Source organism: uncultured Methanobrevibacter sp. (genome assembly GCF_902771435.1).
In the GTDB taxonomy this organism is placed as follows: Archaea; Methanobacteriota; Methanobacteria; order Methanobacteriales; family Methanobacteriaceae; genus Methanocatella.
The window spans coordinates 49,108-71,663 of sequence record NZ_CACXXB010000003.1 but is presented as its reverse complement, the minus strand read 5'-3'; the positions used below and the strand labels follow the sequence as shown (position 1 = coordinate 71,663).

Genomic DNA, 22,556 nt, shown 5'->3' with positions numbered 1-22,556 from the left:
TATTATTCTAAAGTCTATGGTTTGTGCATATGTTAAATGGCCTATAGCTTAAATGAGAATGATTGAATCGGTCACATACAATAACTGTGACGATTACATTTAAAACGCCAAAATAACATTGCATACTCATAATCTGGAAACCAGAATAAAATATATTTTAGGTTATATGCCAAACAAATGAACGGAGGACGGCAATTCCTAAGGCATATAATGCCGGGAATATCATTGCCAAAAGAAATATGCAAAGTGAAACTTCAAAACAACATCAAAATGAATCATCAAAAGACATCACATGCGGTGTCATTACCCTAAGCGATAGTAGAAAATCAAAAAAGGTGGATCTTTCTGGAAAATACATTTCAGAAGAAATTGAATCAAGATATACTTTAACCGAAAGAATCTTAATTCCTGATGAAAAAGATGCACTGATTAATGCTATCGAAGAGATGATATCCAAATCCACTGATGTCATTCTAACAACCGGCGGAACAGGACTAGATACACGAGACATAACCGTTGAAACCGTTGAATCACTTTTTGAAAAAAAACTAGATGGTTTTGGAGAAATTTTCAGAATGAAATCCTATGAGGAAATCGGTTCTGCAGCATTGCTTTCCAGAGCAACAGCCGGAATCTATAAAAAATGCATAATTTTTTCAATGCCCGGTTCACCTAATGCCGTTAAAACCGCATTAGAAATAATAATTGATGAACTTCCTCATTTTGTTCATCATGTAAAAAAATGAACAACTACACGACTATGTCGTTGTAGTTGACTATTATTTTCTTTTTTTAATCGAAAAACTCATTAACACTTATTAAAGGTTCTAATTTTATTCCTGCTTTTTCAAACTCTTCAATAGCTCCTTCTTGCCTATCAACTACAACAAAGGCTCTTTTTACATTACCACCATTTTCCTGAATGGCTTTAATTGCCTTTAGAAGAGATCCGCCAGTAGTTGAGACATCTTCAACAACAATAACATTATCGCCTTCATTCAACACACCTTCAATGAGTTTGGAAGTACCATAACCTTTCTTTTCCTTACGAATCATCAACAGAGGGAGTTTTGACTCTAAAGAGACTGCAGTAGCTATCGGAACTGCACCCAAAGCTGGTCCTGCCACTTTGTCAATGTCGTCATCAGCTATCTTTTCTGTGATTAATTTTGAAATTGTGGATAAAATTTCAGGCTCAGTGATTGCCTTTTTCATGTTAATGTAATAATTGCTTTTCTTTCCTGAAGATAATGTGAAATCCCCTTCAAGAAATACTTCATTTTCCTTTAATAAATCAATTAAATAATCTTTAGAAACCATATTAATCAATTAGATATCATCTTCGCCCTTAAGCAGAATTTTATCTCCAATAACCTTAACAAGTTCCATTGGAATCATGTTTTCACTGGATTTTATCTGTTCTGAAAAGCCGGTTTTTTTAAGTACGATATCTGTAATTTCAAAGGAATCCTTATCAAAGACAACATCACTTACTTTACCAACAATTTGAATGTCCGCATCGAGAACTTCTTTACCAAATAATTCATCTTTAATTCTCATAGTCTCACCTATGACATATATTGTATTTTCAATTTAAAATACATTTAGATTCATCATTTCTCATGTCATGATAAAATTCAAGATTGTCATCATCGAAATTGACTACATGAATCATGTCATATATTTCGCTGTCAAGTTCTGAATTAATGTCAAACAATTTATTCGGATAATCTCTGATTAAATCCTTGTTGAAGGCCAACCTTTTATCATTTTCGAAAATGGCACCATAATAAATGTCTGCCTCAACCAGGTCCTGGAACATATGGCTTCCGAATGACAGCTCCGGAACATATCCCACTTTACTGTAGGACTCTTCCAAAATTGCTCTGAATTGACTGATTTCTGCAAATACAACAGGAATTCCCAGTTCAGGAGATGAAGTTCCAATTCTTCCGGGCACTATCAGCATTGAGGTCTTGTCGTTTTCTTTGCAATATGAGTTTATCTCACCAATTATTCTTGCAATCAAGCTTTTTTTGGCATATGGATATTCATAATACTTGTGTGAGTCTACATAGACTAAAGTGTCAATACGCTCTTTTCTTGACCTGCCCATTGATGCCTTTTTGATATGGAAATAAGTCTGGCCAACATCCTTAGGTATTTCAATGACTTCCTTTGTTGTTGAAATTTGAAGCGGTCTGCACTGAAGGAGATTGACTACAAATGAATTGTCTGCACCAATGTTGACTGTATATTCCACATCAACAGGATAGTCATAAGCGGTTTCAAGTGTTTTAAGCAAATCTTTCATCATTGAAATGAACTTGTCGTTGTTTACAATACCGTTACAGTTTACAAAAACGATTTCACGTTTCTTTCCACGCTCCCGGAATCTCCGCTCGGCTTCGGTGTCATGTTCGATTACAGGACGTTTTGCATATCTTGGAAGAACCTCCAAACCTTTTTCAACAGGTATTTCATGCAGGGAAATTTCCCTTAAATCCAGAACATCAAGGGAATGCTGTGAGTATTTGTGGCGCTCTGCAACATCCGGATGGTCAATTGCATGTGGCCTGTCCAAATTGATTATCCTCGGATAGTCATTTTGGGTTCTGTCAACCGCTTTAGTACCAAGCCCCATTACAAGCCTTAGCATTCCTCCGTTATGCCCCATGTCAGGCTGCGGAGAATATGGGGAGTATGAAAATCCAACACCCGCTATTGTAGGGAAGAAATAGTCCTCATAATATGACCCTGATACCCTTTGAACCAGAAGTCCCATCTGTTCATCACAGTCATCCAAATCATTTAGCGAACGGTATTCCAATGCTGAAATGTTCATCGTACTGGCATAGACTGTTTTTACCGCATCTTCAAATGCTTCCAGCCTTTCCTCCAAAGAACCACGATTTACGCAAAATACTGATTCGTATTTTCCTGCAAATGCATTGCCGAATCCGTCTTCCAAAAGACTGCTTGAACGTACAATGATTGGGCTTTGGCCGAAATAATCCAAAACCCTTCTGAATTCGTTTTTGATGTCGTCTGGAAATGTTCCGTTTTTAAGGCCCTCTTCCAATTCACGGCCCGCTTCATAGTATCCTTCCTTGGTTCTCTGCTTTACGCGAATGTTCCAAAGGTCATTTGAAACTATGTATGTGTAGAACAGATCAGAACCTATATAAAATGAGTCGTCAGGCTCAAAATTGGCATATAAATCCGGACGGTCCTTTTCTATGATTTTACGGGCCAGAAGCATTCCGCAGGCCTTACCACCTATCATTCCGCTTCCAACCAGACGGTTGTATATGCTGATGTAGTCCTCATAGTCAAAGTACTGCTTGATTTTTTCTATGACCTGATCATCCTTAGCCAGCATCATAGAACACATCAAATCGCATTTGTCCGATACATCAACGCCGTTTTGGTGCAGGAGTTCAGTAGCTGTAAAGAATCTCTCCCAGCTATCTGTGCTCTGCTCATTGTTGAATGCTGAAGCGGAATTGATTACCTGATAAAATTTGGAAACCTCCATTCCATCAGTCAATGTTGTAACTCTGCCTGTTTCCGGATCATATTTATGGCCTAAAAACATTGTTTGAGAATATCTGTTCCAGACTTTCAAAGGATGAACATAAACATCATTGTTTTTTGAATAAACATCCAAAAACAGCTGGGTAGTCTCCCTTATTTTTGCAATGGATTCGAAGGAATGTTTTCCTCGAATGACAGGGAAAAATGCGACAGTGTCAAGGATGAACAGGTACGGACAAGTTACTCTGAAGAAGTTTCCCATCATCAAATCTGTTGCCCATGCTGCCTGCAGGTCTGAAAGACAGTCAAATACGTAAAATGCATCAAATCCTTCTTTTGTAATGATATTGTGGACTTCCAATGTAAAGGACTCGAACTGCTCCATCGGGTCCACCTTATAGATTTTAATCCCTTCCTTTTCAATCATTGCAAATTCCGTATCTGGATTGTTTCTTTCATCTTCAAGTTTTTCAAAATCACTTTCATCCATTGGGATTAACGGCTCATGCTGGCCGAAGTTAATGTAAATCAGATTTCTTTTATCCTCCAATGCCTGTTTTACATAGGGATTTACAAAATAAGAAAATTCCTTAAGGTTTGAAACCTGCCACACCACATTATCTCCCAGACGGATGTTATCCAATGTCTCATCCAACTCGTCGATACCTGACTTTACTCTTTCAAATGCCGCCATAAAAATTCCTCATTCATTCAGTCTTAAAGATTAAAATAATTCCATTTTGAAGTTATGTTCAATTTAATATTTAAATATAGTGAATAATATTTAATTTGTCGGCAAAATAACTTCCGATGTTCAAAAAGACGGCAAAACTGCTTCCGAATAAAAAATTGTATTTAATAAGAACAATATACTAACATTAATTAAAAGGTGAACCTATGGAGATTGAATGTTTAACAGTATCTCAAATTAACGCCTACATTAACAGAAAGCTGAAATTTGACAATAACCTGAAGAATGTCTATGTCAAGGGTGAAATATCCAATTTCAAAACCTATCCAAGCGGACATAGCTATTTTACATTAAAGGATGAAAGATCACAAATTCCGGCAGTGATGTTTAAAGGAAGAAAGCATAGCCTCAAATTTCAGCCAGAAAACGGCATGAAAGTGATTATCAAAGGAAAAATCGAAGTTTATGAAAGAGACGGCAAATACCAGTTATACGCCTCAACAATGACTGAAGACGGAATCGGAAACCTGCACGTTGCCTTTGAACAGCTGAAAAAAAAGCTTAAAGCCGAAGGCCTATTTGATGATGCCCATAAAAAGGAAATTCCAGAATACCCTGGAAAAATAGGAGTCGTTACTGCACAGACCGGAGCAGCAATACGGGACATCATAACAACAATCAAGAAAAGATATCCATATTGTGAAGTCCTGGTCTTTTCAACACTTGTTCAGGGAGAACAGGCTGCCCCTCAAATCGTGCGTCAAATTGAACATGCACAACAATTTGACATTGACACATTGATTGTAGGTCGTGGAGGAGGAAGCATAGAGGATTTATGGCCATTTAACGAAGAGATTGTCGCAAGGGCAATATATGACTGCAAAATACCCGTCATAAGTGCAGTGGGCCACGAAGTTGACTTCACCATATCCGATTTTGTAGCGGATGTGAGAGCTCCAACACCAACAGGCGCTGCAGTGATGGCCGTTCCGGATGTAAATGACGTTAAATTCAAAATTATGCAATTAAGAAACAGATTAAACAAAGACATTAACGAAAAGATTATACAAAATAGAATAAAATTAAAAAATGTTTCTGAAAAGCAGATTTTTAAAAATCCTGAATCCATTTACGAAATTAAATCCATGACATTGGATAATCTGGTTACAAAATTGGAGTTTTCATCTAAAAATATAATTGCAGAAAATAGAAACAAGTTGCTGGAAATGAAAAACAAGAATATTATGAAAAATCCTGATGAAATAATTAGAATGAAAAGAGAACCATATATGAGAAACGTTGATAAATTAAATGTTCTTAATCCTCTTTTGACATTGAAAAGAGGTTATACATTAACAAAGGTAGAAGGAAAAGTGGTGTCTTCAGCAAAAGACGTAAAGTCTGGGGACAAGCTTGATGTTGAATTTGATGACGGGACTGTAAATACAAGGGTGATATAAATGGAAAATTTAAGTTTTGAAGAAAGTTTAGAAAAATTAGAAGAAATCGTGACCAAATTAGAAAACGGAGATGTGCCGTTGGACGATGCAATCGATGAGTTTAACAATGCTATGCAATTAGTTAAAATATGTGAAAACAAGTTATCAAAAGCGGAAGAATCAATTGCAAAAATCGTTAAAGACAATGGAGATGTTGTTGAATTCAATTCAACAGAGTGAAAATTGTATTTAATTTTTCAAAAAAGAAAAAAAGAAAATTTAAAGATCTACAGCATTTGCATCAAAAACATCAATGATGAGTTCGGTTGCAACTAAATCTTGAATATTTTCTCCGAATCTGATGAAATGATCTGTTTGTAAATGTGAACCTAAAATTTCTTTTGATTCCCATTGTTCTACAAATAACAATGTGCCATCTGCAGTATTGGAATATAAATTATAATCTATATTTCCTTCTTCTTTTTTAGTGTTCTCAATTAAATCTTGTGCAAATTCTACAATTTTTGCACATGCATCTTCATCTTTAGGAATTGCTTTTGCTAAAACCATTATCATTAAAATCACCTCATAATTAAGGAATCTTAAGTTAAATATTAAGAAATTATGGAATAGAGATGGACATAATTTCCCAAATATTTAACTGAAGTTGAAATTAAATATATTAGTAATACCAATTTTATTTTAAGACAACTATTTTACTAATAGAGCAGTATAAAAATTACTCAAATTTTCAATCTTATTTCTCGAACTGTGGGATTCCAGTAATTCTAAGTCCTCCATAATGGGATCTGTATTTAATATTCAATCCGATTAATAATGGAGTGATTTTTTCAATTATCCTTGATTTTTCTAATATTCCGCAGTCGATTGCTTGAATACCAGGAAGTTTATCTATAAGTTCAATTGCAACTTCTTTAGCTTCCTTATCATCTCCTGCAATTAAACAATCACAGTCGATTTCATTTGGAATATTGGATAAATGGGAGTTACTGATATTACAGAATGCACATATTACTTTTGCGCCGGTTCCTTCAAGGATTTTAGCAGTCCTTTCTGCAGCAGATCCTTCCATTAAATCAATGAAACGGAATGGTTTTCCGCCGATAGCTGTTTCAAGAGGAACAGTTGCATCAAGAACAATTTTATCAGCACAAAATTCTTTAATTCCTTCAAGTGTAGGTTTTTGAGCTGCAAGAGGCACAGTGAGAATTAAGATATCTCCTGCTTTTGCTGCATCTTCATTAGCCATACCTACCATATTCAAATCATAATCTTTAAGTTCTTCAATTGTTTCTTCAACTATGCTTAAAGCTTTTTCTTCTTTACGGGATCCAACAATTACTTCAACACCTTCAATTGCAAATCTTTTTGCAATTCCGAGACCTTGTGGACCAGTTCCGCCAATAACTGCAACTTTCATAATATCACCTTATAAAAAAAAGAAATAATATGTAATGATAAGATCATTACATAAACTATATCTAGTCGAGATCTAACATTACTACAGGTTTGATTAAGTCTTTAGGTTTGTCTTTCATCAAGAGTAAAGCATCTTCGATTTTTTCAAGACCTTTGAATTTGTGGGTAACTAATAATTCTGGGTCTTGTCTGCCGCATAATGCTAAGTCAGCAAGTCTTTCCATTCTTACTGCTCCACCAGGACATAATCCGTTTTTAATGTTGATGTTGGACATACCGCAACCCCATTCTACACGAGGGATTAATACGTTGTCAGCACCACTTAAGTAGTTTACGTTGGATACGGTTCCTCCTGCTTTTGCAGATTTAATAGCTTCAGCCCATGTGTTTTCTAAGTTACCACCTGCAATAACTACTGAGTCTACACCAGCGCCATCAGTTAATTCTCTTACTTGTTCGTCGATTGGTCCGTTTTTGTAGTTGATGATGTCGGTTGCGCCGTATTTTTTAGCAACTTCAACGGAAATTGGACGAGTACCTGCTGCGAATAATCTTCCTGCACCTAAACATTTAGCACCAGCAATAGCGGAAAGACCTACAGCACCAATACCGATAACTAATACAGATCCACCTAAAGGAATGTCTGCGTTTTCGGAACCCATCATACCGGTAGACCACATGTCGGTTAACATACATGCACCTTCATCGGATAATCCGTCAGGGATGAATGTTAAGTTTGCGTCTGCCATGTTTACGTGGAATCTTTCACCGAATACACCGTCTTTGAAGTTGGAGAATTTCCAACCACCGAGAGGTTCGGTTGTTTGAGATGGGAATCCTCTTTGTGCTGCTTCATCATCCCAGTCAGGAGTAATAGCAGGAACAATTACACGGTCACCAGGTTTGAATTTTTTAACCATGTCACCTACTTGAACAACTTCACCAACAGCTTCGTGACCTAAAATCATGTCTCTTCTGTCACCGATAGCACCTTCCCATACAGTGTGGATATCGGAAGTACATGGAGATACACAAGTTGGTTTAATGATTGCATCCATTGGTCCACATTCAGGAACTTCTTTTTCTACCCATCCGATTTCATTGAGTCTTTTCATTGCAAATCCTTTAAAAGTTGCCATTTTTTTCACCTCTTTTAATTAAAACATTCATATAAAATTTAAGTGGAAAAATAAGGAAATATAAACAAAAAATGTTTATAAATAACCCCTCCAAACACGTATTTCATTAAAAAACATGATTAAAAACATGTTAATTTAGAAATAACTAAATAGAATACAAATGTTTTCTATTTTAATATATTACAAGCCCCATATATAAAAGTTACTACTTAACCACGTAAATTTTTAGTATTACTAGATAAATATAGATTAAATAATATTTTTAAGGAATCTTGATAATTTTTTATTAGAGTGATTTTAATTTATATGAAAATAAAAATACTAAAAAATATGCAAAAAATTCACAGAGCCAATGAAAATAGATGATTGAATTAAAAAATTAAAATTAAATTTCATGATTATGAGTTGATGTAAAAAATTCATGTTGATGCAAAAAATTCATGTTGATGATATAAAATTAATATATTCATATCAGTGAAAAAAAGATAATTTTAAAAAAAAAACGAATAAAAAAAATAAAAAAATTATTTCAAAATATAATTTTTATAAGAATAATAGAACCTATAAGCATCATCAATACCAGATTCTTCATCAACTAAAAGCATTTCAGAATTATCAAAGACAGAATCATCATAAAATAAAAATATTGATGCAAACTTGTCAGAGACAGTAAAAAAGATATTTGACAGATCTTCAACAATATAATAATCAATCTTTTTATCCCGAACCAATGCCTTGAAATAATTATCAGAATCGGATTTGACAATTAAATCATAAATTGTTTTAGCAGTTAATAAATCCAAATGCCCTTCATGGTCAATTAAAGCTTCATATATTGAATCCATGAAAATCTTTGAAAATACCGGCAAAATCATACAGATATCTGTAGATTCCTTTATATTTTCCAGATATACATTTATAGGCTTAGCGAATTCTGTGATATTGGACTTTACAGATGAAACCCCGCTAAAGGAAGAAATGTCTTTTAAAAAACGATTCGGTATTGATTTAATAGCATGGTCTTCCCAAAATCTCTCTTGATTGTCAATATTATCAAAATTAGATGATAGGTTTTGTAAATTCTTTGCAAATAAAAAACCTATTGATGTAACAGCATATTGCCTATTCGGCAAACGTGTAATAAATTTACAAGATTTCAAATCGTTTAGCCCTCTAGAAATATTCCCTGATTTTCTATTGAACTCTGATTCAAGTTCTTTAACAGTTTTACTGGATTCATATAAACTAAGCAATAATTTTAATCTTGTTTCAGATGAAAGAATAAATTTTAGATAATTAAAATCACTTAAATTGCTATTTTCATCAAAAAAATTGGAGCTAATAATCATTCCCCCCTGCCGTTTGGATAAATAATGTCTTCTAATGAAACATAATCCCCGCATAATTTTTCATATTCATCAAAAAGTTTCAATCCGAATTCGATAGCCTCTTGACTAGTGGAAGTGATAACCGCATTTTGATTGAACTCCCCATTTTTAGTATAAAACGCCAGTACCAAACATTTATCAGAAACTGTGAATGCAAATTGAATATTGCAGTCATTAGGTTTTAATTTGACAAATTTATTTTTAATGTTTGGACTTTTAGGCACATAATCTTTAATAAAATTTTTTACAGCTTCGGAAACCTCATCGGGAAGAATCAATTCAACAGTACAATCATTATCAATCCAATAGCTTATAATATCATCATGTTTTGGATGGAAATAAGGAAATATTCCTTTTAAAAATTTAAATCCCATCAATGAACGTTGAAAAATTTCAGTAGCTTTAAATAAATCAACATTATTGGATTCGATTAATTTAGATCCCTCAAATGCAGATAAATCTTTAATGGTATCAATATTAATATCTATAAGAGAATAATTTAAAAAATCAGATTTTTCTTTTAAAAAAGTGCATGCTTTGTTAAAATAAAGCACATTAGTTAATTTAATCTTTGTTTTATTGAATAAATAAAATTTGTCATCAATACTGTAAATAAATTTTCTTTGTTCCAGTTTATTAATATTATCAAGTATAGAACTATAGCTATAGCCGGTTTTTTCTTCTATTTCTTTAATTGATGCCGAAGAGTTATATAAACATCCTAAAATTTTCAAACGAATTTCAGAGTTAATTAAAAACTTAAGGTCATCTTGAAAATTTAAGAAATTGTTTTTATCCAATGTGTTCCCCACTAATAAAACCTCCCCAGAGTATAATTAATTTATATTTTATAAAATATTTATACTTTCTAATTAATCATCAATATTTTATTTTATCATTTATATTATTAGAAATTTATGTATGCCTATATCTGTTCAAAAAAATAATATAAAAAATATACCCAATAAACTGAGAAATAGCGAATTGAAGATTATTCGAATTTGTTAATCAATAAAATAGTTAATCCAATATTCCAATAAACTTCTTATAGGATAACTTTCACAATTTTCTTTTATAAAGCATGCAAGGTTAAATGCCACTTCTTTTTCAATCAAATTATTTTCAAATTCATCAATCAGGTTTAAAATTGAAGTTGTAATTGCTACATTATCCTGTTTTTTCATATCCTTTTGCAATAGCCTAATAAATTCCTCTTTATCGCAATCCAGATTATCATAAAACTCATTGATATCCAAGGTATAACGATTTAGTCTAACCAATGCATTTGATTGTGATTTTTCAGATATCCAAACCTGTTTTTTAACTGCCTTTTTAATGGATTCACAAACAGCACTTGCAATCAACTCCCCCAATTTGGAGTGCTTTCCAGCATTTGTCAGAGTATTGTCAGATTCCAGATTGGAAAATATGCACAAACCGTCTGTTCCTGTTCCAGTTGCATAGCCGTTAGAGTACTGTGATGGAATCTTCAAATCATTCAATGCAACTGTTTTCGCTTCGGTTGCAGTCATGAACGCTTCAAGCAATGTTTCATATTCCAAATGAGCATTAATTAAAATAATCGTGTTTATTGTGCCGAACCTGCCGTTTTCCTCATAATATGCTGCAGGATCACCTGCCCTTACTGCATTTGTTCTAACTCCCGCAGTCGTCAATGCAACAACTTCCAAACTTTTAAACGATTTTGTTACAATACTCACGTTTTTCATTCTAGCAAGAGTGGTCAAACCGGTTGAATAAGAAGAATCAATATTTAATGACCAGCAATGCTGAATTAGATAATCACCAACATCATGGTTTTCCAGATAATCAATATTTTCCTGAGATAAATGATGGTTAAAAACGCTTTTGAAGTTGTTGGAAAATCCTCCATTTAACTTGGAGGTGGAAATTCCGTTACGCTTAACATTAAATTTAACAAAAATAGTATCTTTCAGATAATATATTTCATCATCAACTGATGATAGGAAAAATAGTCTGTCTTTCATAAAAATAAAAAAAGAAAAGAAATTATGAAAATTTCTTTAAATTTACATCATTGGAGGCATTCCGCCGCCCATGGATGGGTCCATACCCATGTCTTCAGGGCCTTTGGTTGATGCAATGACATCATCGATTCTTAAAATCATTTCAGCTGCTTCGGAAGCAGATTGGATAGCTTGTTTTTTGACACGTTTTGGTTCAATTACGCCAGCTTCTTTCATGTCTGCTACTTCACCAGTGAATACATCTAATCCCATGTAGAATGAGTCTTCTTGTGCTGCTCTTAAGTCTACTAAGGAGTCGATGCTGTCTAAACCTGCGTTTTCAGCTAAGGTTTTAGGTACGATTTCTAAAGCTTCTGCAAATGCGTTTACAGCTAATTGTTCTCTGCCAGAAATGGATTCTGCGTAGTCTTTGAGTTTTTTAGCCATTGCGATTTCAGGAGCTCCTCCACCAGCAACAACTTGGTCGTCTTCTACGGTAGCTGCTACAACACCGATTGCATCTTCGATTGCTCTTACGATTTCATCTACGATGTGTTTGGTACTTCCTCTTACGAATAATGTTACGGATTTAGCTCCGCTGCATTCTTCTACGAAGATCATTTCTTCACCGGAGATTTTTCTTTCTTCGACAATGCCTGCATTACCTAAGTCTTCTGGAGTTAAGTCATCTAAATTGGTGATGACGCTTGCGCCAGTTGCTCTGGATAATTTTTCGATGTCAGATTTTTTAACTCTTCTTACAGCTAAAACGCCTGATTTGGATAAGTAGTGTTGTGCTAAGTCATCGATACCTTTTTGTGCGAATAATACGTTTGCACCAGCATCAACGATTTTGTCAACCATGTCTCTGACCATTTTTTCTTCTTGTTCGATGAAAGCTTGCATTTGAGCAGGGTCAGTAATTGTGATTTCAGCATCCATTTCAGTTTCTTTAACTTCTAATGGAGTGTTGATTAATGCGATTTTTGCATCTTTGATTTCGGATGGCATACCAGGGTGTACTCTTTCTTTGTCTACAATTACACCTTCAACTAAGTTGGATTCTTCAACAACAGCTCCGTCTTTTTTCTCGATTTTAATGTTGTCGATGTCAACGCCATCTTCATCTGCTACAGCTTCAACAGCATCTACGATTAATTTTGCTAATGGTTCACGTGCTGCTTCAGTTCCTTTACCAGTCATAGCAGTCATAGCTACTTTTAATAATACTTCAGAATCTACATCATCGATTGCGATTTCATCTAAGATTTCTTGTGCTTTTTCTGCTGCTTTTCTGTATCCCATAGCTATGATTGTTGGGTGAATGTCAGAGTCGAGTAATCCTTCGGATTTTTTTAATAATTCTCCAGCAATGATAACTGCAGTAGTAGTTCCGTCTCCAACTTCGTCTTCTTGGGTTTTTGCTACTTCTACGAGCATTTTTGCTGCTGGATGTTCAATATCCATTTCTTTTAAGATTGTTACACCGTCGTTGGTTACGACAATGTCTCCAAGTCCGTCAACTAACATTTTGTCCATACCTTTTGGACCTAAAGTAGTTCTTACAGTTTCAGCTAATACTTTACCAGCTAAAATGTTATTTCTTTGTGCATCTCTACCGACAGACCTGTTAGTACCTTCAGGTAAAATAAAAATTGGTTGTCCTTGTGCCATAAATAATCACCTTTTTTTAATTTTATAAATAATTAGATCAGTTTAAACATCAACATGAGAAAACAAGTTATAGTGTTGACAAAACCTTTCTACTTAATACATGAGTTTAAGGTTATATAAATACTTTATGGTATAAAGTAAATTAAAGTAAGAAAAATAACATTGCAAAAAATCGAAGGGAAAACAAGTGCAATAATACTCACATTTACACACAATTATTTTAACATTAACATCAGAGTTTGTTAAAATTATCCGACGAGTAATGAATTATATCATAGTAAGGCGCTAAAAAATATTAAACTGACAGACACATGTAGATACTCATATGAAAAATAATGAAACTAAAAAAAATAGAAAGAAAAATGAGATGATTAGTCTCATTTTGACTCAAAAACCAATTCCAATAAAAGGAATTTAAATTTATCTATGTTGTTTTTTCTCTAACCTGAAAGGAGGAGTCCTTTCGATTGTATCATAAGCTTCCTGTTCTTCTTGAAGCTCATTGAAGAAAGTATTAATTTCTTCCAATCTTTTGATTTTATCATTTTTCCTGTTCAACTCATTTTGAAGAGCCATATAATCTTCACGAGGAACAGTCTGCTGTTTTAAGTATTTGAGCTCATCCTCTTTTAATTTGATTTCAGATTGAAGTTGGATGAAATCTTCACGAGAAACAGTTTTCTCTTTTAAATATTCAAGCTCATTTTCTTTAGCAGCGATTTGACCTTCCAATTTGGTTTGAAGAGTGACAAAGTCTTCACGAGGAACAGTTTTCTCTTTCAAATACTCAATTTGATTATTTTTAGATGCCAATTCTGATTCACATTTAGATTGAAGTTGGATGAAATCTTCACGAGGAACAGTTTTCTCTTTTAAATACTCGATTTCTTTATCTTTAGAAGAAATTTCTTTATCTTTTGAAGACAATTCTGATTCACACTTAGATTGAAGAGCAACAAAATCTTCACGAGGAACAGTTTTCTCTTTCAAATACTCAATTTGCTCATCTTTTGATGCCAATTCAGATTCACACTTAGATTGAAGAGCAACAAAATCTTCACGAGGAACAGTTTTCTCTTTCAAATACTCAATTTGCTCATCTTTTGATGCCAATTCAGATCCAAATTTGGATTGAAGGTCAATGAAATCTTCACGAGGAACAGTTTTCTCTTTCAAATACTCAATTTGCTCATCTTTTGATGCCAATTCAGATTCACATTTAGATTGAAGAGCAACAAAATCTTCACGAGGAACAGTTTTCTCTTTTAAATACTCAATTTGCTCATCTTTTGATGCCAATTCTGTTTCCAAATTGGTTTGTAGTGTGAGATATTCATCTTTAGGAACGGAAATTTCCTTAAGGGTATTAATTTGTTGATCCAACTTAACAATTTCAGATTCGTATTGAGATTGGAGATTGAAATATTCTTTTTTAGGGATAGTATTTTCTTTTAAATCTGCAATCTCAGTATTCATCTCATTCATCTTGGATTCAAAATTAGTCTGAAGATTAATATAATCATCTTTAGGAATTGTATTTTCTACTAAGACCTCAAGCTGAGTGTCCTTTTGAGAAATTTCATTGTCTTTTATAGCAAGTTCATTGTTTTTAAGTTCAAGCTGCTTTTCAAGTTCCAAAATCTGGGTTTTGGACTCTACGTTATTCTCCAGTTTTATGACCTTGATTTTATACTCATCAATTGTTCTTGAAAGAGAAATAATTTGAGCATCCTTTTCAGCAACACTCTTAAAGGATTCATTTAACCTTTCGTTAACTTCAGCCAACTCTTTTTTCTTATAATCCCTCAATTGTTCAGCAAAATATTCTTTTATTTCATCAAGAGAATTATTGACATAATCTAATTCATAAATCCTGTCTTCCTGATTTTTGATTAAACTGTCTTTTTCTTCGAGTTGTCTTTTCAAAAGATTGATTTCATCTTCCGCTTTGAACTTAATAACAGAAACTTCTTTCTCTTTTTCTACAATGTCTTTTTCGAGTTCTTTAATCCTTAATGGAGTATTATCATTAGCTTTTTCAACTTCAAGTTGAGTTAATTCCAATTTCAACTTATTAAGCTCCAATAGGCAAGACCGAATTAAAGATTGTAGAGTATCCTTTTCAGCATCAATTCCTATTTCCATTCTATCCCTTAGTTTAAATTTTATCCCAATATCAATTTCAAATTATTGAAAATTTATGAATTTGAGTATTTCGATATTTTGTACAATATAATTCCTTGCTATAAATTATTTATTTTATACTATTTAAATTAAACCCTTAAACAAACCAAAAAAAGAAAATAAAAACAATAAGAAAACAGATGGGAAAAATAAAAAAAATTAAAAAAAATAGAAGAAAAAAATTGATAAAATTAAAGTATTTTATCATTAATTAATTCAGCATTTAATATTGAAGCTCCAGCGGCTCCACGAATGGTGTTATGTCCAACAAGAACATATTTGAAACTGTTATCAAATGCTTGGTCTTTTCTTAATCTGCCAACAGTAACAGCCATACCATTACTTGCATTTCTGTCCATTCTAGGTTGTGGCCTGTCTTCCTCTTCTTTAACAATTACTGGATTTTCAGGAGCTGAGAACAGATTTAGTTCTTGTGGCAAACCTTTGAAGTTTGCCATTTTGTCACTGACATCAGCAATGTCAAAGTCATCAGCCAACTCAATAAATACCGCTTCAGTATGACCATCAATAACAGGTACTCTATGACAGGATGCGCTTAATTTGAAATTGGCTCTAACTACATCATTACCATCAAATGAACCCAGCAGATATAGTGATTCGCTTTCCATTTTTTCTTCTTCACTACCAATGAAAGGAACAAGATTATCGACAATAGCCATGGAAGGAACCCCATTATAACCTGCACCAGATACTGCTTGCATTGTTGATACTCTTACGGATTCAACATCAAAATTATCAACAATAGGTTTTAATGTTAAAGCCAAAGCAATAGTTGAACAATTAGGATTGGTTACAATGAATCCATCCCAATCATTTTCCTTTTGTTGAGCATCGATCATGTCTAAGCACTCAGGATTTACTTCAGGAATCACTAATGGAATGTTTTTCTTCATCCTGTGTGCACTGGCATTACTTGCGACAACATAATCTTTTGCATATTCCTTTTCAACAGTCAATGCAAAATCCGCAGGCAATGAAGAAAATACAATATCAACATCATTATCCATTGCTTCAGGATTAGTTTCAATAACTTTAATGTCCTTTACGGATTCAGGCATCTCACTATCCAAATACCAAGTTGTTGCATCCTCATATCTTTTACCGGCAGAACGTGAAGATGCAGCCAAAGCTGTAACCTCAAAATCCGGGTGGTTTTCAAGTAATTTGATAAATCTTTGACCTACCATTCCGGTAGCTCCAAGTACTCCTACATTAACCATATTAATCACCTATTCTAATCCTAAAACATCATTCATACTGCTGACAACACCTTTTTGAGCAGTAGGAACATACCTGATAGCTCTGATGACACCTGCAATGAATACTTCTCTTGTATGTGCCTGGTGTTTGACTTCCAATCTTTCACCATCACCGACAAACATTACTGTGTGGTCTCCGACAATGTCTCCACCACGAACTGCATGAACTCCTATTTCTTCAGAAGTCCTTTTGCCGACAAGGCCTTTTCTTCCGTAAACACCAACCTCTTCAGGATCACGGTCCAATTCTTTTGCAATAACTTCAAATGCAGTCATGGCAGTTCCGGAAGGAGCATCCTTTTTCTGGTTGTGATGTGCTTCAATTATTTCAATGTCATAATCATATAAAAGTGGAGCCAATTTCTTAAGAGTGTTGAAGAAAACATTTACACCAATAGCCATGTTGGATGAAATTACAGCACCAACATTGTTTTCCTTAACGTTTTTAATGTTTTCAGCCATTTGTTCATCAGTAAACCCAGTGGTTCCCACAACAACGTTCACTCCACATGAAGTAGCCACTTTAATTGCATTGACCGCTGCAGGAGCAATGGTGAAATCAACCAATACCTCTGCACCAGATGCTTTTAAAATCTCTTCCAATTTTTCAGCACCGACAATTTTAACGCCTAATTCATCAATTCCAGCCTGAAGACCTGCATCTTTTCCTGCAAGAGAAGTGTTAGGCATTTCAATGGCAGCAACTACTTCCATATCATCCTGCTCTGTAATTTTTCTAATAATACCGGAGCCCATTCTTCCAGCAGCTCCAGTTACTGCGACTTTAATCATAATAATACCAACTTAAATTAAATTAGACTCTTTTAATGCTTTTTTAAGAATTTCCAAATCATCATCCAACATTTCACATAAAGGTTGTCTAAGTGGTCCTGAAGGAAGACCCATAAGGTTCATTGCGGTTTTTACCGGAACCGGGTTACTTTCAATGAAAAGAGCCCTTATGACATCAAGCATTTCATAGTGAAGCTCGAATGCCCTTGTGTAATCATCATTTAAAATACTGTTGACCATTAGAACCATTCTTTTTGCATCAATGTTTGCAGACGCACTTATTACACCTGTTGCACCTACGGCCATTAGAGGTAATGTAAGTGAATCCTCACCGGAAAGAATGTCCAAATCATCTTCAACTCCATCTCTGCAGAGTGCCCTGTAAATGTCAGACACTTTATCAACACTTCCGCTTGCTTCTTTAAGAGCATCAACACCATCGACTTTTGCAAGCTCGACTGCAGTTTCAACTGCAATATCGCTTCCTGTACGTGATGGTACATTATATGCGATGATTGGAATATCACAATTTGCAGCAACAGTGCTGTAATGGTCAACCAAAGCATGTTGTTGCGGTTTGTTGTAATATGGAGTAATCAATAATGCTGCATCAGCACCTACATCAACAGAAAACTTAGTAAGTGAAATTGCTTCAGAAGTAGCATTACTTCCTGTTCCAGCGACTGTCTGAACTCTTCCATCAACTTCATCCACTAAAATTTCAATGACTCTTTTATGTTCGTCATGAGTAAGTGTAGCGGATTCACCTGTGGTTCCTGCTCCAACTAATCCATCTACTCCCTGATCGATTAAATAGTTGATGTTGGATCTGAATCCTTCCTCATCAATATTTTTGTTTTTATCGAAAGGAGTTACCATTGCAACGTATGTTCCTTCAAATTTCATTTTAAAACCTCGTTAACTAAATCGCATGCTTTTTCACCATCTTCCCAATCAACAAACAATACGACTGCTGTTTGAGATGATGTGATTTCAACAATGTTAATGTTATTTTTTCTGAGTGGTTCTGTAATACCTGAAATAATTCCTGGGGTTTCGATAATGTCTGGACTGACTAAAGTAATCATTCCAGTGTCCCTGCCTAATGATAGGGAACTCAATATATCAGTTTCCACTACCAGATTATGTAAAAGATGATAACCAAGTTCTGCATCTTTCTTGTTTATGAATATTGTAATAGAATTTTGACCTGCAGAAATTCCGAAAATATTAATGTTATTCTTTGCAAGACAACCTGTTATGTCAGCAAGAAGTCCTACCTTTTTAAGCATAGCCTCACCGACAAGAACTATGAGTGAAATAGGATCCTTGTAAAGTGATACTGATTTCAGAATATCGCCTTCAAAAGGACCAGTGATACGAGTACCCCTTGTACTTAAATCGCCGTGAGCGAAATTGATAATTTTTGCACTTATTAATGGATCTTTATATTTTAATGCATGAGGATGGAGAACCTGTGCACCGTGTGTTGCCAAATCCCTCATTTCTTCGACTGATATCTCTTCAAGCAGTTCTGCCTCTTCTATTTTATTAGGGTCAGTAGACATTACCCCTTCAACATCAGTGACGATAATAACTTCATTTGCATTAAGGCAATGACCTATTAAAAATGCTGAGATGTCACTTCCACCTCTTCCCAAAGTTGTGATTTCACCGCTAGGTCCTTTTCCTAAAAATCCGCAAATAACAGGAATAATACCCTGATTAATAAGGTCTTCAATACCACTGATTTTTTTGTTTGTAGAGCTGAAATCAATTTTCGCTTCAAGAGAATTGGAATCAGTGATTATCGGCCATAAATCATTATACGGATCAATGAATTCGGACTTTACTCCTAATGATTCAATAGTTGCTGAGAATACCCTAGCACTGGTTAATTCTCCCATAGCCATAATTTCTGCCTTCTGCCTGTCAGTCAAACTTGAACCAATTGCATCATTGGACAATCCAATTAATTCATCGGTAGTCTTATTGACTGCAGAAACTACAACTACTACCTGATTACCTTTCATATACTCATTTACTACGGACTGCGCCGCTTTTTTTATTCTGGAACCATCTCCAACCGAGGTTCCTCCAAATTTCGCTACTATTAAATCCATTAAATTCACCTATTTCAAAACTATATTTTCGAATAAACAAAAATATTAATATATATTTATATCTAACCATATTAATAAACTTTTAACTAAAATATGGCTAAAAAAATTAAATATATTCAAAAGTAAAAATTAAAAAATTTATACAAAAATATAAAAATTCAAAACAAAATAAAAAGTATAATAAAAAAAGTAGTAAAAAAATATGATAAAAAGCTTATTCTTGGGTTTGTTGTAACCTTACAAGCCTTGTAACATATCCAGCAATTTTATTTCTTAAATGTTTAGTACTTACAGTTGAGTATTCTTGTACTAATACTTTATTTTCATCAAAACTAGTAGTGAAAACACCAGGATGAGTTTCAATAAGTTCTTTTGCTAAACGTTTAACAAATGAAGTTCTAATATTGCCCATTAACATTCCTCCTTAAAATTTTTTTCTGCTCATTCTTGCTTAATATAGTTAGCATGTCTACGATTTGATCAACAACATCAACATCAAGACCTAATTCTTCACAAAGCGCATCAACTTTTCTATGAACTTCCTCTTCCCTGGATTTATCAAAAATTGGCATTCCAAGATAATCCTTGGCAAGAGCAATTTCATTTGCAAGGGATGTCCTTTGAGAAATTAAATCAAATAATTCATTATCAATTTCATCAATGCGAATTCTGGATTTTTTGAGAAGATCTTCAGCTTCCTGTTGATTATTAAAAGTTTTCATTTCATAATTACCTGTCAAAAAATCACCAAATTGATAATAATGATAATAATATAATTTATTATTATCCTACTATATAAAGTATATGCTTATTCCAAATAAAAATGATTCAAAAATAATATGGTTGAAATTTTCTATAACAGAACACAACCGTCATTGTCAACTCTGGTTTCCAGAACATTTCCCTCATATTTCTGCCATGCCTGCTTAACATCATCAATCGAATCCTCACCGACGATGGCTACAAATGAAGAACCAGTACCTGACAGGCCTGAAGCGATTGCACCTGCCTCGAGAGCATCGATAGCTATTGTCGAATCAAAACCCAATGTTGCAGAATAAATCAGACCATTTAAATTGAGAGCTTTGAAATAGTCTTTCTGTCTTGCAAAACCAAATGCTGTTTCTACCAGTGGGGCAAGCAGTTTCATTCTCTCAGGATTTGAGTCTCCGGATTTTGAATGGAAATTTGGCATGTAAACCAAAATGGGATAATCCTGCATTTTTTCCTGTATGATGAATTCCCTATTCCTGTTGTCAGTCACCACAACTCCACCAAAATATGAAGCAGTTGCATCGTCAAATGATCCTGTGATTGTAACTCCTGCGTCCAGTGATGCGTCAATCGCCATATTAATCACTTCCAAATCGCTTAAAGGATCTAGATTAAACTCTTCACTGACAATTGAAGAGACAACCTTGACAATTGCATTTGAGGAAGCGCTGCTGCTTGACAGACCTGACGCCATCGGCAGGGTGGAGTGGGTTTTCAAATCAATGCCGAATTCATTTTCATCAATGCTGTAATGCCTGAAAACCTTTTCGACACACAGTTTCATGAGGGAATCGTCCGCTCCAACATCATTGGCACATGAAATAGAATTATTGGTTGTTTTAGCCTCACATTTTATATCCAAACCAATACCAAATGCGGAGCCGAAACCTGTTGCAATGGCATTTATAATTGTTGCTGAACCTGGAGATTTGACAGTTTTTTTCATTTTTAAACCTCATCATAAGGAATATTAACTTTAGAAAAGTCTATTGCTCTTTCTCGTGCATTAGATGATAAAAACTTTCTTAATTCATCATCAGTGATTACATTATCGATTGCACTGGCAATGGATGAAATCTTATCAGGATTTACCAGCAAACCAACATCATCAGTTATTATTTCAGTTATTCCACCGACATTACTTCCGATTACAGGCTTGCCGCAGGCCAAAGCTTCAATTAAAACCAAACCGAAACTTTCAGAAAATGAAGGCAGGACCAAAACGTCACAGCTCGGAATGATGTTTTCAACATCAGTTCTGGAACCTGTGAAAATCACGTCACGAATATTTTCCTCCTCGACCTTCTTTTTGAGCTTTTTATATAACGGCCCATCACCAACCACAACAAGATAATAATCGCCATAAGCGATTTTTTTAGCTTCAAGCAATGATTCCACGTTTTTCCTTTTGATTAAATTGCCTACAAAAAGAACAATAGGTTTGTCCTCAAGACGGAATTCCTTTTTGAAGGAGTCGTTAGTGTCGGGTGAAAACTTGTCGATGTCGACAGAATTCCAGGATAACCTGGTCTTATCAGAAATGCCTGAAACACCTGTGGCTATGATTTCATGTCTTAATGCATTGCTGACTGCAAGAACAACATCAGCCTTTTTCAATACATTTTTTAAAGTGGAACGCATAATAGGTTGTTTCTTATACACTTCAAACATGTCAGAACCGTGTGCAGTGACATATGTCTTTATTTTGTGGTCATTTCCAACTTCCACAGCAGCCGCTCCGGCAGGAAACAGGTAATGACCGTGTATAATGTCAATGTCTTCCTTTTCCAAAAGGTTTTCCAATGCCTTTTTGGCATTCTTCTTAAACATCAAACCTCTTACACCTGGAATGTTAAGACCTTTAGTTCCTATTACATGAATACCATCAATATCCTGAATATTTTTATGAGGATATGTGATTACATAAACTTCATGACCCTGTTTTACAAGTTCCTTTGATAAAGTGTGTATATGAACACCCACACCGCCAACATGAGGCGGAAATTGACCAACCATTGCTATTTTCATAAAATAAATTCTCCACTAATTATAATACTATTTTATACAGTTATTGTTTAAATAAATATCCTAAAATTACTAAAAATCA

22 protein-coding genes are annotated in these 22,556 nt (G+C 34.4%); 3 read left to right on the top strand and 19 right to left on the bottom strand.

Going from position 1 to position 22,556, the window contains the following annotated elements; translation table 11 throughout:
- The first annotated feature begins 239 nt into the window (after positions 1-239).
- Positions 240-746, top strand: a complete 507-nt coding sequence (locus QZU83_RS01400) for a molybdenum cofactor biosynthesis protein B (RefSeq protein ID WP_295609169.1) — start codon at positions 240-242, stop codon at positions 744-746.
- A gap of 46 nt (positions 747-792) precedes the next feature.
- Here the strand turns inward: QZU83_RS01400 and pyrE are convergent, their stop codons facing one another.
- From pyrE to QZU83_RS01385, 3 genes are read right to left on the bottom strand one after another with little or no spacing between them, the layout of a single operon-like run.
- Complete coding sequence (pyrE, locus tag QZU83_RS01395; protein ID WP_295609168.1) at positions 793-1,320, bottom strand: orotate phosphoribosyltransferase; 528 nt, start codon at positions 1,318-1,320, stop codon at positions 793-795.
- A gap of 9 nt (positions 1,321-1,329) precedes the next feature.
- Complete coding sequence (locus tag QZU83_RS01390; protein ID WP_295609167.1) at positions 1,330-1,560, bottom strand: PRC-barrel domain-containing protein; 231 nt, start codon at positions 1,558-1,560, stop codon at positions 1,330-1,332.
- 28 nt (positions 1,561-1,588) lie between these two features.
- The gene (locus QZU83_RS01385; RefSeq protein ID WP_295609166.1) at positions 1,589-4,231 is read right to left on the bottom strand and encodes a PEP/pyruvate-binding domain-containing protein; all 2,643 of its coding nucleotides are present in this window, start codon (positions 4,229-4,231) and stop codon (positions 1,589-1,591) included.
- A 203-nt stretch (positions 4,232-4,434) separates the two neighbouring features.
- On the opposite strand from QZU83_RS01385, the gene xseA reads away from it, so the two are divergent.
- Positions 4,435-5,688 carry an exodeoxyribonuclease VII large subunit gene (gene xseA / locus QZU83_RS01380; RefSeq protein WP_295609165.1) on the top strand — a complete coding sequence of 418 codons (1,254 nt, stop codon included), beginning with the start codon at positions 4,435-4,437 and terminating at the stop codon, positions 5,686-5,688.
- Positions 5,689-5,907, top strand: a complete 219-nt coding sequence (locus QZU83_RS01375) for an exodeoxyribonuclease VII small subunit (protein WP_295609164.1) — start codon at positions 5,689-5,691, stop codon at positions 5,905-5,907.
- Between the two features lie 39 nt (positions 5,908-5,946).
- Here the strand turns inward: QZU83_RS01375 and QZU83_RS01370 are convergent, their stop codons facing one another.
- The 16 genes from QZU83_RS01370 to QZU83_RS01295 form a co-directional block, all read right to left on the bottom strand.
- Complete coding sequence (locus tag QZU83_RS01370) at positions 5,947-6,243, bottom strand: putative quinol monooxygenase (protein ID WP_295609163.1); 297 nt, start codon at positions 6,241-6,243, stop codon at positions 5,947-5,949.
- A gap of 181 nt (positions 6,244-6,424) precedes the next feature.
- On the bottom strand, positions 6,425-7,108 hold the full coding sequence (npdG, locus tag QZU83_RS01365; protein ID WP_295609162.1) for an NADPH-dependent F420 reductase: 684 nt from the start codon (positions 7,106-7,108) through the stop codon (positions 6,425-6,427).
- A gap of 61 nt (positions 7,109-7,169) precedes the next feature.
- The gene (locus QZU83_RS01360; RefSeq protein WP_295609161.1) at positions 7,170-8,246 is read right to left on the bottom strand and encodes an NAD(P)-dependent alcohol dehydrogenase; all 1,077 of its coding nucleotides are present in this window, start codon (positions 8,244-8,246) and stop codon (positions 7,170-7,172) included.
- 524 nt (positions 8,247-8,770) lie between these two features.
- Positions 8,771-9,595 carry a winged helix-turn-helix domain-containing protein gene (locus QZU83_RS01355; protein WP_295609160.1) on the bottom strand — a complete coding sequence of 275 codons (825 nt, stop codon included), beginning with the start codon at positions 9,593-9,595 and terminating at the stop codon, positions 8,771-8,773.
- Entirely contained in the window at positions 9,592-10,434 is an 843-nt protein-coding gene (locus QZU83_RS01350) for a winged helix-turn-helix domain-containing protein (protein WP_295609159.1), read from the bottom strand. The genes QZU83_RS01355 and QZU83_RS01350 overlap by 4 nt, the downstream gene beginning before the upstream one ends.
- Before the next feature lie 204 nt (positions 10,435-10,638).
- Positions 10,639-11,643, bottom strand: coding sequence for an adenosylcobinamide amidohydrolase (locus QZU83_RS01345; RefSeq protein WP_295609158.1), 1,005 nt, complete (start codon positions 11,641-11,643; stop codon positions 10,639-10,641).
- Positions 11,644-11,685: 42 nt separating this feature from the next.
- A complete protein-coding gene (thsA, locus tag QZU83_RS01340) occupies positions 11,686-13,296 on the bottom strand; it encodes a thermosome subunit alpha (protein ID WP_295609157.1) in 1,611 nt (536 codons plus the stop codon).
- A gap of 420 nt (positions 13,297-13,716) precedes the next feature.
- Positions 13,717-15,441, bottom strand: coding sequence for a hypothetical protein (locus QZU83_RS01335; RefSeq protein ID WP_295609156.1), 1,725 nt, complete (start codon positions 15,439-15,441; stop codon positions 13,717-13,719).
- A gap of 230 nt (positions 15,442-15,671) precedes the next feature.
- Positions 15,672-16,721 (bottom strand): aspartate-semialdehyde dehydrogenase, encoded by a 1,050-nt coding sequence (asd, locus tag QZU83_RS01330; RefSeq protein ID WP_295609155.1) that lies wholly within the window; start codon positions 16,719-16,721, stop codon positions 15,672-15,674.
- Between the two features lie 9 nt (positions 16,722-16,730).
- Positions 16,731-17,552, bottom strand: coding sequence for a 4-hydroxy-tetrahydrodipicolinate reductase (gene dapB / locus QZU83_RS01325; protein WP_295609154.1), 822 nt, complete (start codon positions 17,550-17,552; stop codon positions 16,731-16,733).
- Between the two features lie 12 nt (positions 17,553-17,564).
- Positions 17,565-18,458 (bottom strand): 4-hydroxy-tetrahydrodipicolinate synthase, encoded by an 894-nt coding sequence (gene dapA / locus QZU83_RS01320; RefSeq protein ID WP_295609153.1) that lies wholly within the window; start codon positions 18,456-18,458, stop codon positions 17,565-17,567.
- Complete coding sequence (locus QZU83_RS01315; protein ID WP_295609152.1) at positions 18,455-19,675, bottom strand: aspartate kinase; 1,221 nt, start codon at positions 19,673-19,675, stop codon at positions 18,455-18,457. The genes dapA and QZU83_RS01315 overlap by 4 nt, the downstream gene beginning before the upstream one ends.
- A gap of 214 nt (positions 19,676-19,889) precedes the next feature.
- Positions 19,890-20,087, bottom strand: a complete 198-nt coding sequence (locus QZU83_RS01310) for a 30S ribosomal protein S17e (protein WP_295609151.1) — start codon at positions 20,085-20,087, stop codon at positions 19,890-19,892.
- Positions 20,074-20,397, bottom strand: coding sequence for a chorismate mutase (locus QZU83_RS01305; RefSeq protein WP_295609150.1), 324 nt, complete (start codon positions 20,395-20,397; stop codon positions 20,074-20,076). The genes QZU83_RS01310 and QZU83_RS01305 overlap by 14 nt, the downstream gene beginning before the upstream one ends.
- Before the next feature lie 131 nt (positions 20,398-20,528).
- A complete protein-coding gene (locus QZU83_RS01300) occupies positions 20,529-21,395 on the bottom strand; it encodes a shikimate kinase (RefSeq protein WP_295609149.1) in 867 nt (288 codons plus the stop codon).
- 2 nt (positions 21,396-21,397) lie between these two features.
- The gene (locus QZU83_RS01295; protein WP_295609148.1) at positions 21,398-22,477 is read right to left on the bottom strand and encodes a glycosyltransferase family 4 protein; all 1,080 of its coding nucleotides are present in this window, start codon (positions 22,475-22,477) and stop codon (positions 21,398-21,400) included.
- Between the last annotated feature and the right edge of the window lie 79 nt (positions 22,478-22,556).

Bases quoted from the DNA above. Each gene is read 5' to 3' on its own strand.
- npdG (WP_295609162.1), bottom strand. From the start codon at position 7,108: ATGAAAGTTGCAGTTATTGGCGGAACTGGTCCACAAGGTCTCGGAATT.
- QZU83_RS01370 (WP_295609163.1), bottom strand. From the start codon at position 6,243: ATGATAATGGTTTTAGCAAAAGCAATTCCTAAAGATGAAGATGCATGT.
- QZU83_RS01390 (WP_295609167.1), bottom strand. From the start codon at position 1,560: ATGAGAATTAAAGATGAATTATTTGGTAAAGAAGTTCTCGATGCGGAC.
- dapB (WP_295609154.1), bottom strand. From the start codon at position 17,552: ATGATTAAAGTCGCAGTAACTGGAGCTGCTGGAAGAATGGGCTCCGGT.
- QZU83_RS01345 (WP_295609158.1), bottom strand. From the start codon at position 11,643: ATGAAAGACAGACTATTTTTCCTATCATCAGTTGATGATGAAATATAT.
- QZU83_RS01385 (WP_295609166.1), bottom strand. From the start codon at position 4,231: ATGGCGGCATTTGAAAGAGTAAAGTCAGGTATCGACGAGTTGGATGAG.
- QZU83_RS01360 (WP_295609161.1), bottom strand. From the start codon at position 8,246: ATGGCAACTTTTAAAGGATTTGCAATGAAAAGACTCAATGAAATCGGA.
- QZU83_RS01300 (WP_295609149.1), bottom strand. From the start codon at position 21,395: ATGAAAAAAACTGTCAAATCTCCAGGTTCAGCAACAATTATAAATGCC.
- dapA (WP_295609153.1), bottom strand. From the start codon at position 18,458: ATGAAATTTGAAGGAACATACGTTGCAATGGTAACTCCTTTCGATAAA.
- asd (WP_295609155.1), bottom strand. From the start codon at position 16,721: ATGGTTAATGTAGGAGTACTTGGAGCTACCGGAATGGTAGGTCAAAGA.
- QZU83_RS01305 (WP_295609150.1), bottom strand. From the start codon at position 20,397: ATGAAAACTTTTAATAATCAACAGGAAGCTGAAGATCTTCTCAAAAAA.
- QZU83_RS01375 (WP_295609164.1), top strand. From the start codon at position 5,689: ATGGAAAATTTAAGTTTTGAAGAAAGTTTAGAAAAATTAGAAGAAATC.
- QZU83_RS01355 (WP_295609160.1), bottom strand. From the start codon at position 9,595: ATGATTATTAGCTCCAATTTTTTTGATGAAAATAGCAATTTAAGTGAT.
- QZU83_RS01315 (WP_295609152.1), bottom strand. From the start codon at position 19,675: ATGGATTTAATAGTAGCGAAATTTGGAGGAACCTCGGTTGGAGATGGT.
- thsA (WP_295609157.1), bottom strand. From the start codon at position 13,296: ATGGCACAAGGACAACCAATTTTTATTTTACCTGAAGGTACTAACAGG.
- xseA (WP_295609165.1), top strand. From the start codon at position 4,435: ATGGAGATTGAATGTTTAACAGTATCTCAAATTAACGCCTACATTAAC.
- QZU83_RS01295 (WP_295609148.1), bottom strand. From the start codon at position 22,477: ATGAAAATAGCAATGGTTGGTCAATTTCCGCCTCATGTTGGCGGTGTG.
- QZU83_RS01335 (WP_295609156.1), bottom strand. From the start codon at position 15,441: ATGGAAATAGGAATTGATGCTGAAAAGGATACTCTACAATCTTTAATT.
- QZU83_RS01400 (WP_295609169.1), top strand. From the start codon at position 240: ATGCAAAGTGAAACTTCAAAACAACATCAAAATGAATCATCAAAAGAC.
- QZU83_RS01310 (WP_295609151.1), bottom strand. From the start codon at position 20,087: ATGGGCAATATTAGAACTTCATTTGTTAAACGTTTAGCAAAAGAACTT.
- pyrE (WP_295609168.1), bottom strand. From the start codon at position 1,320: ATGGTTTCTAAAGATTATTTAATTGATTTATTAAAGGAAAATGAAGTA.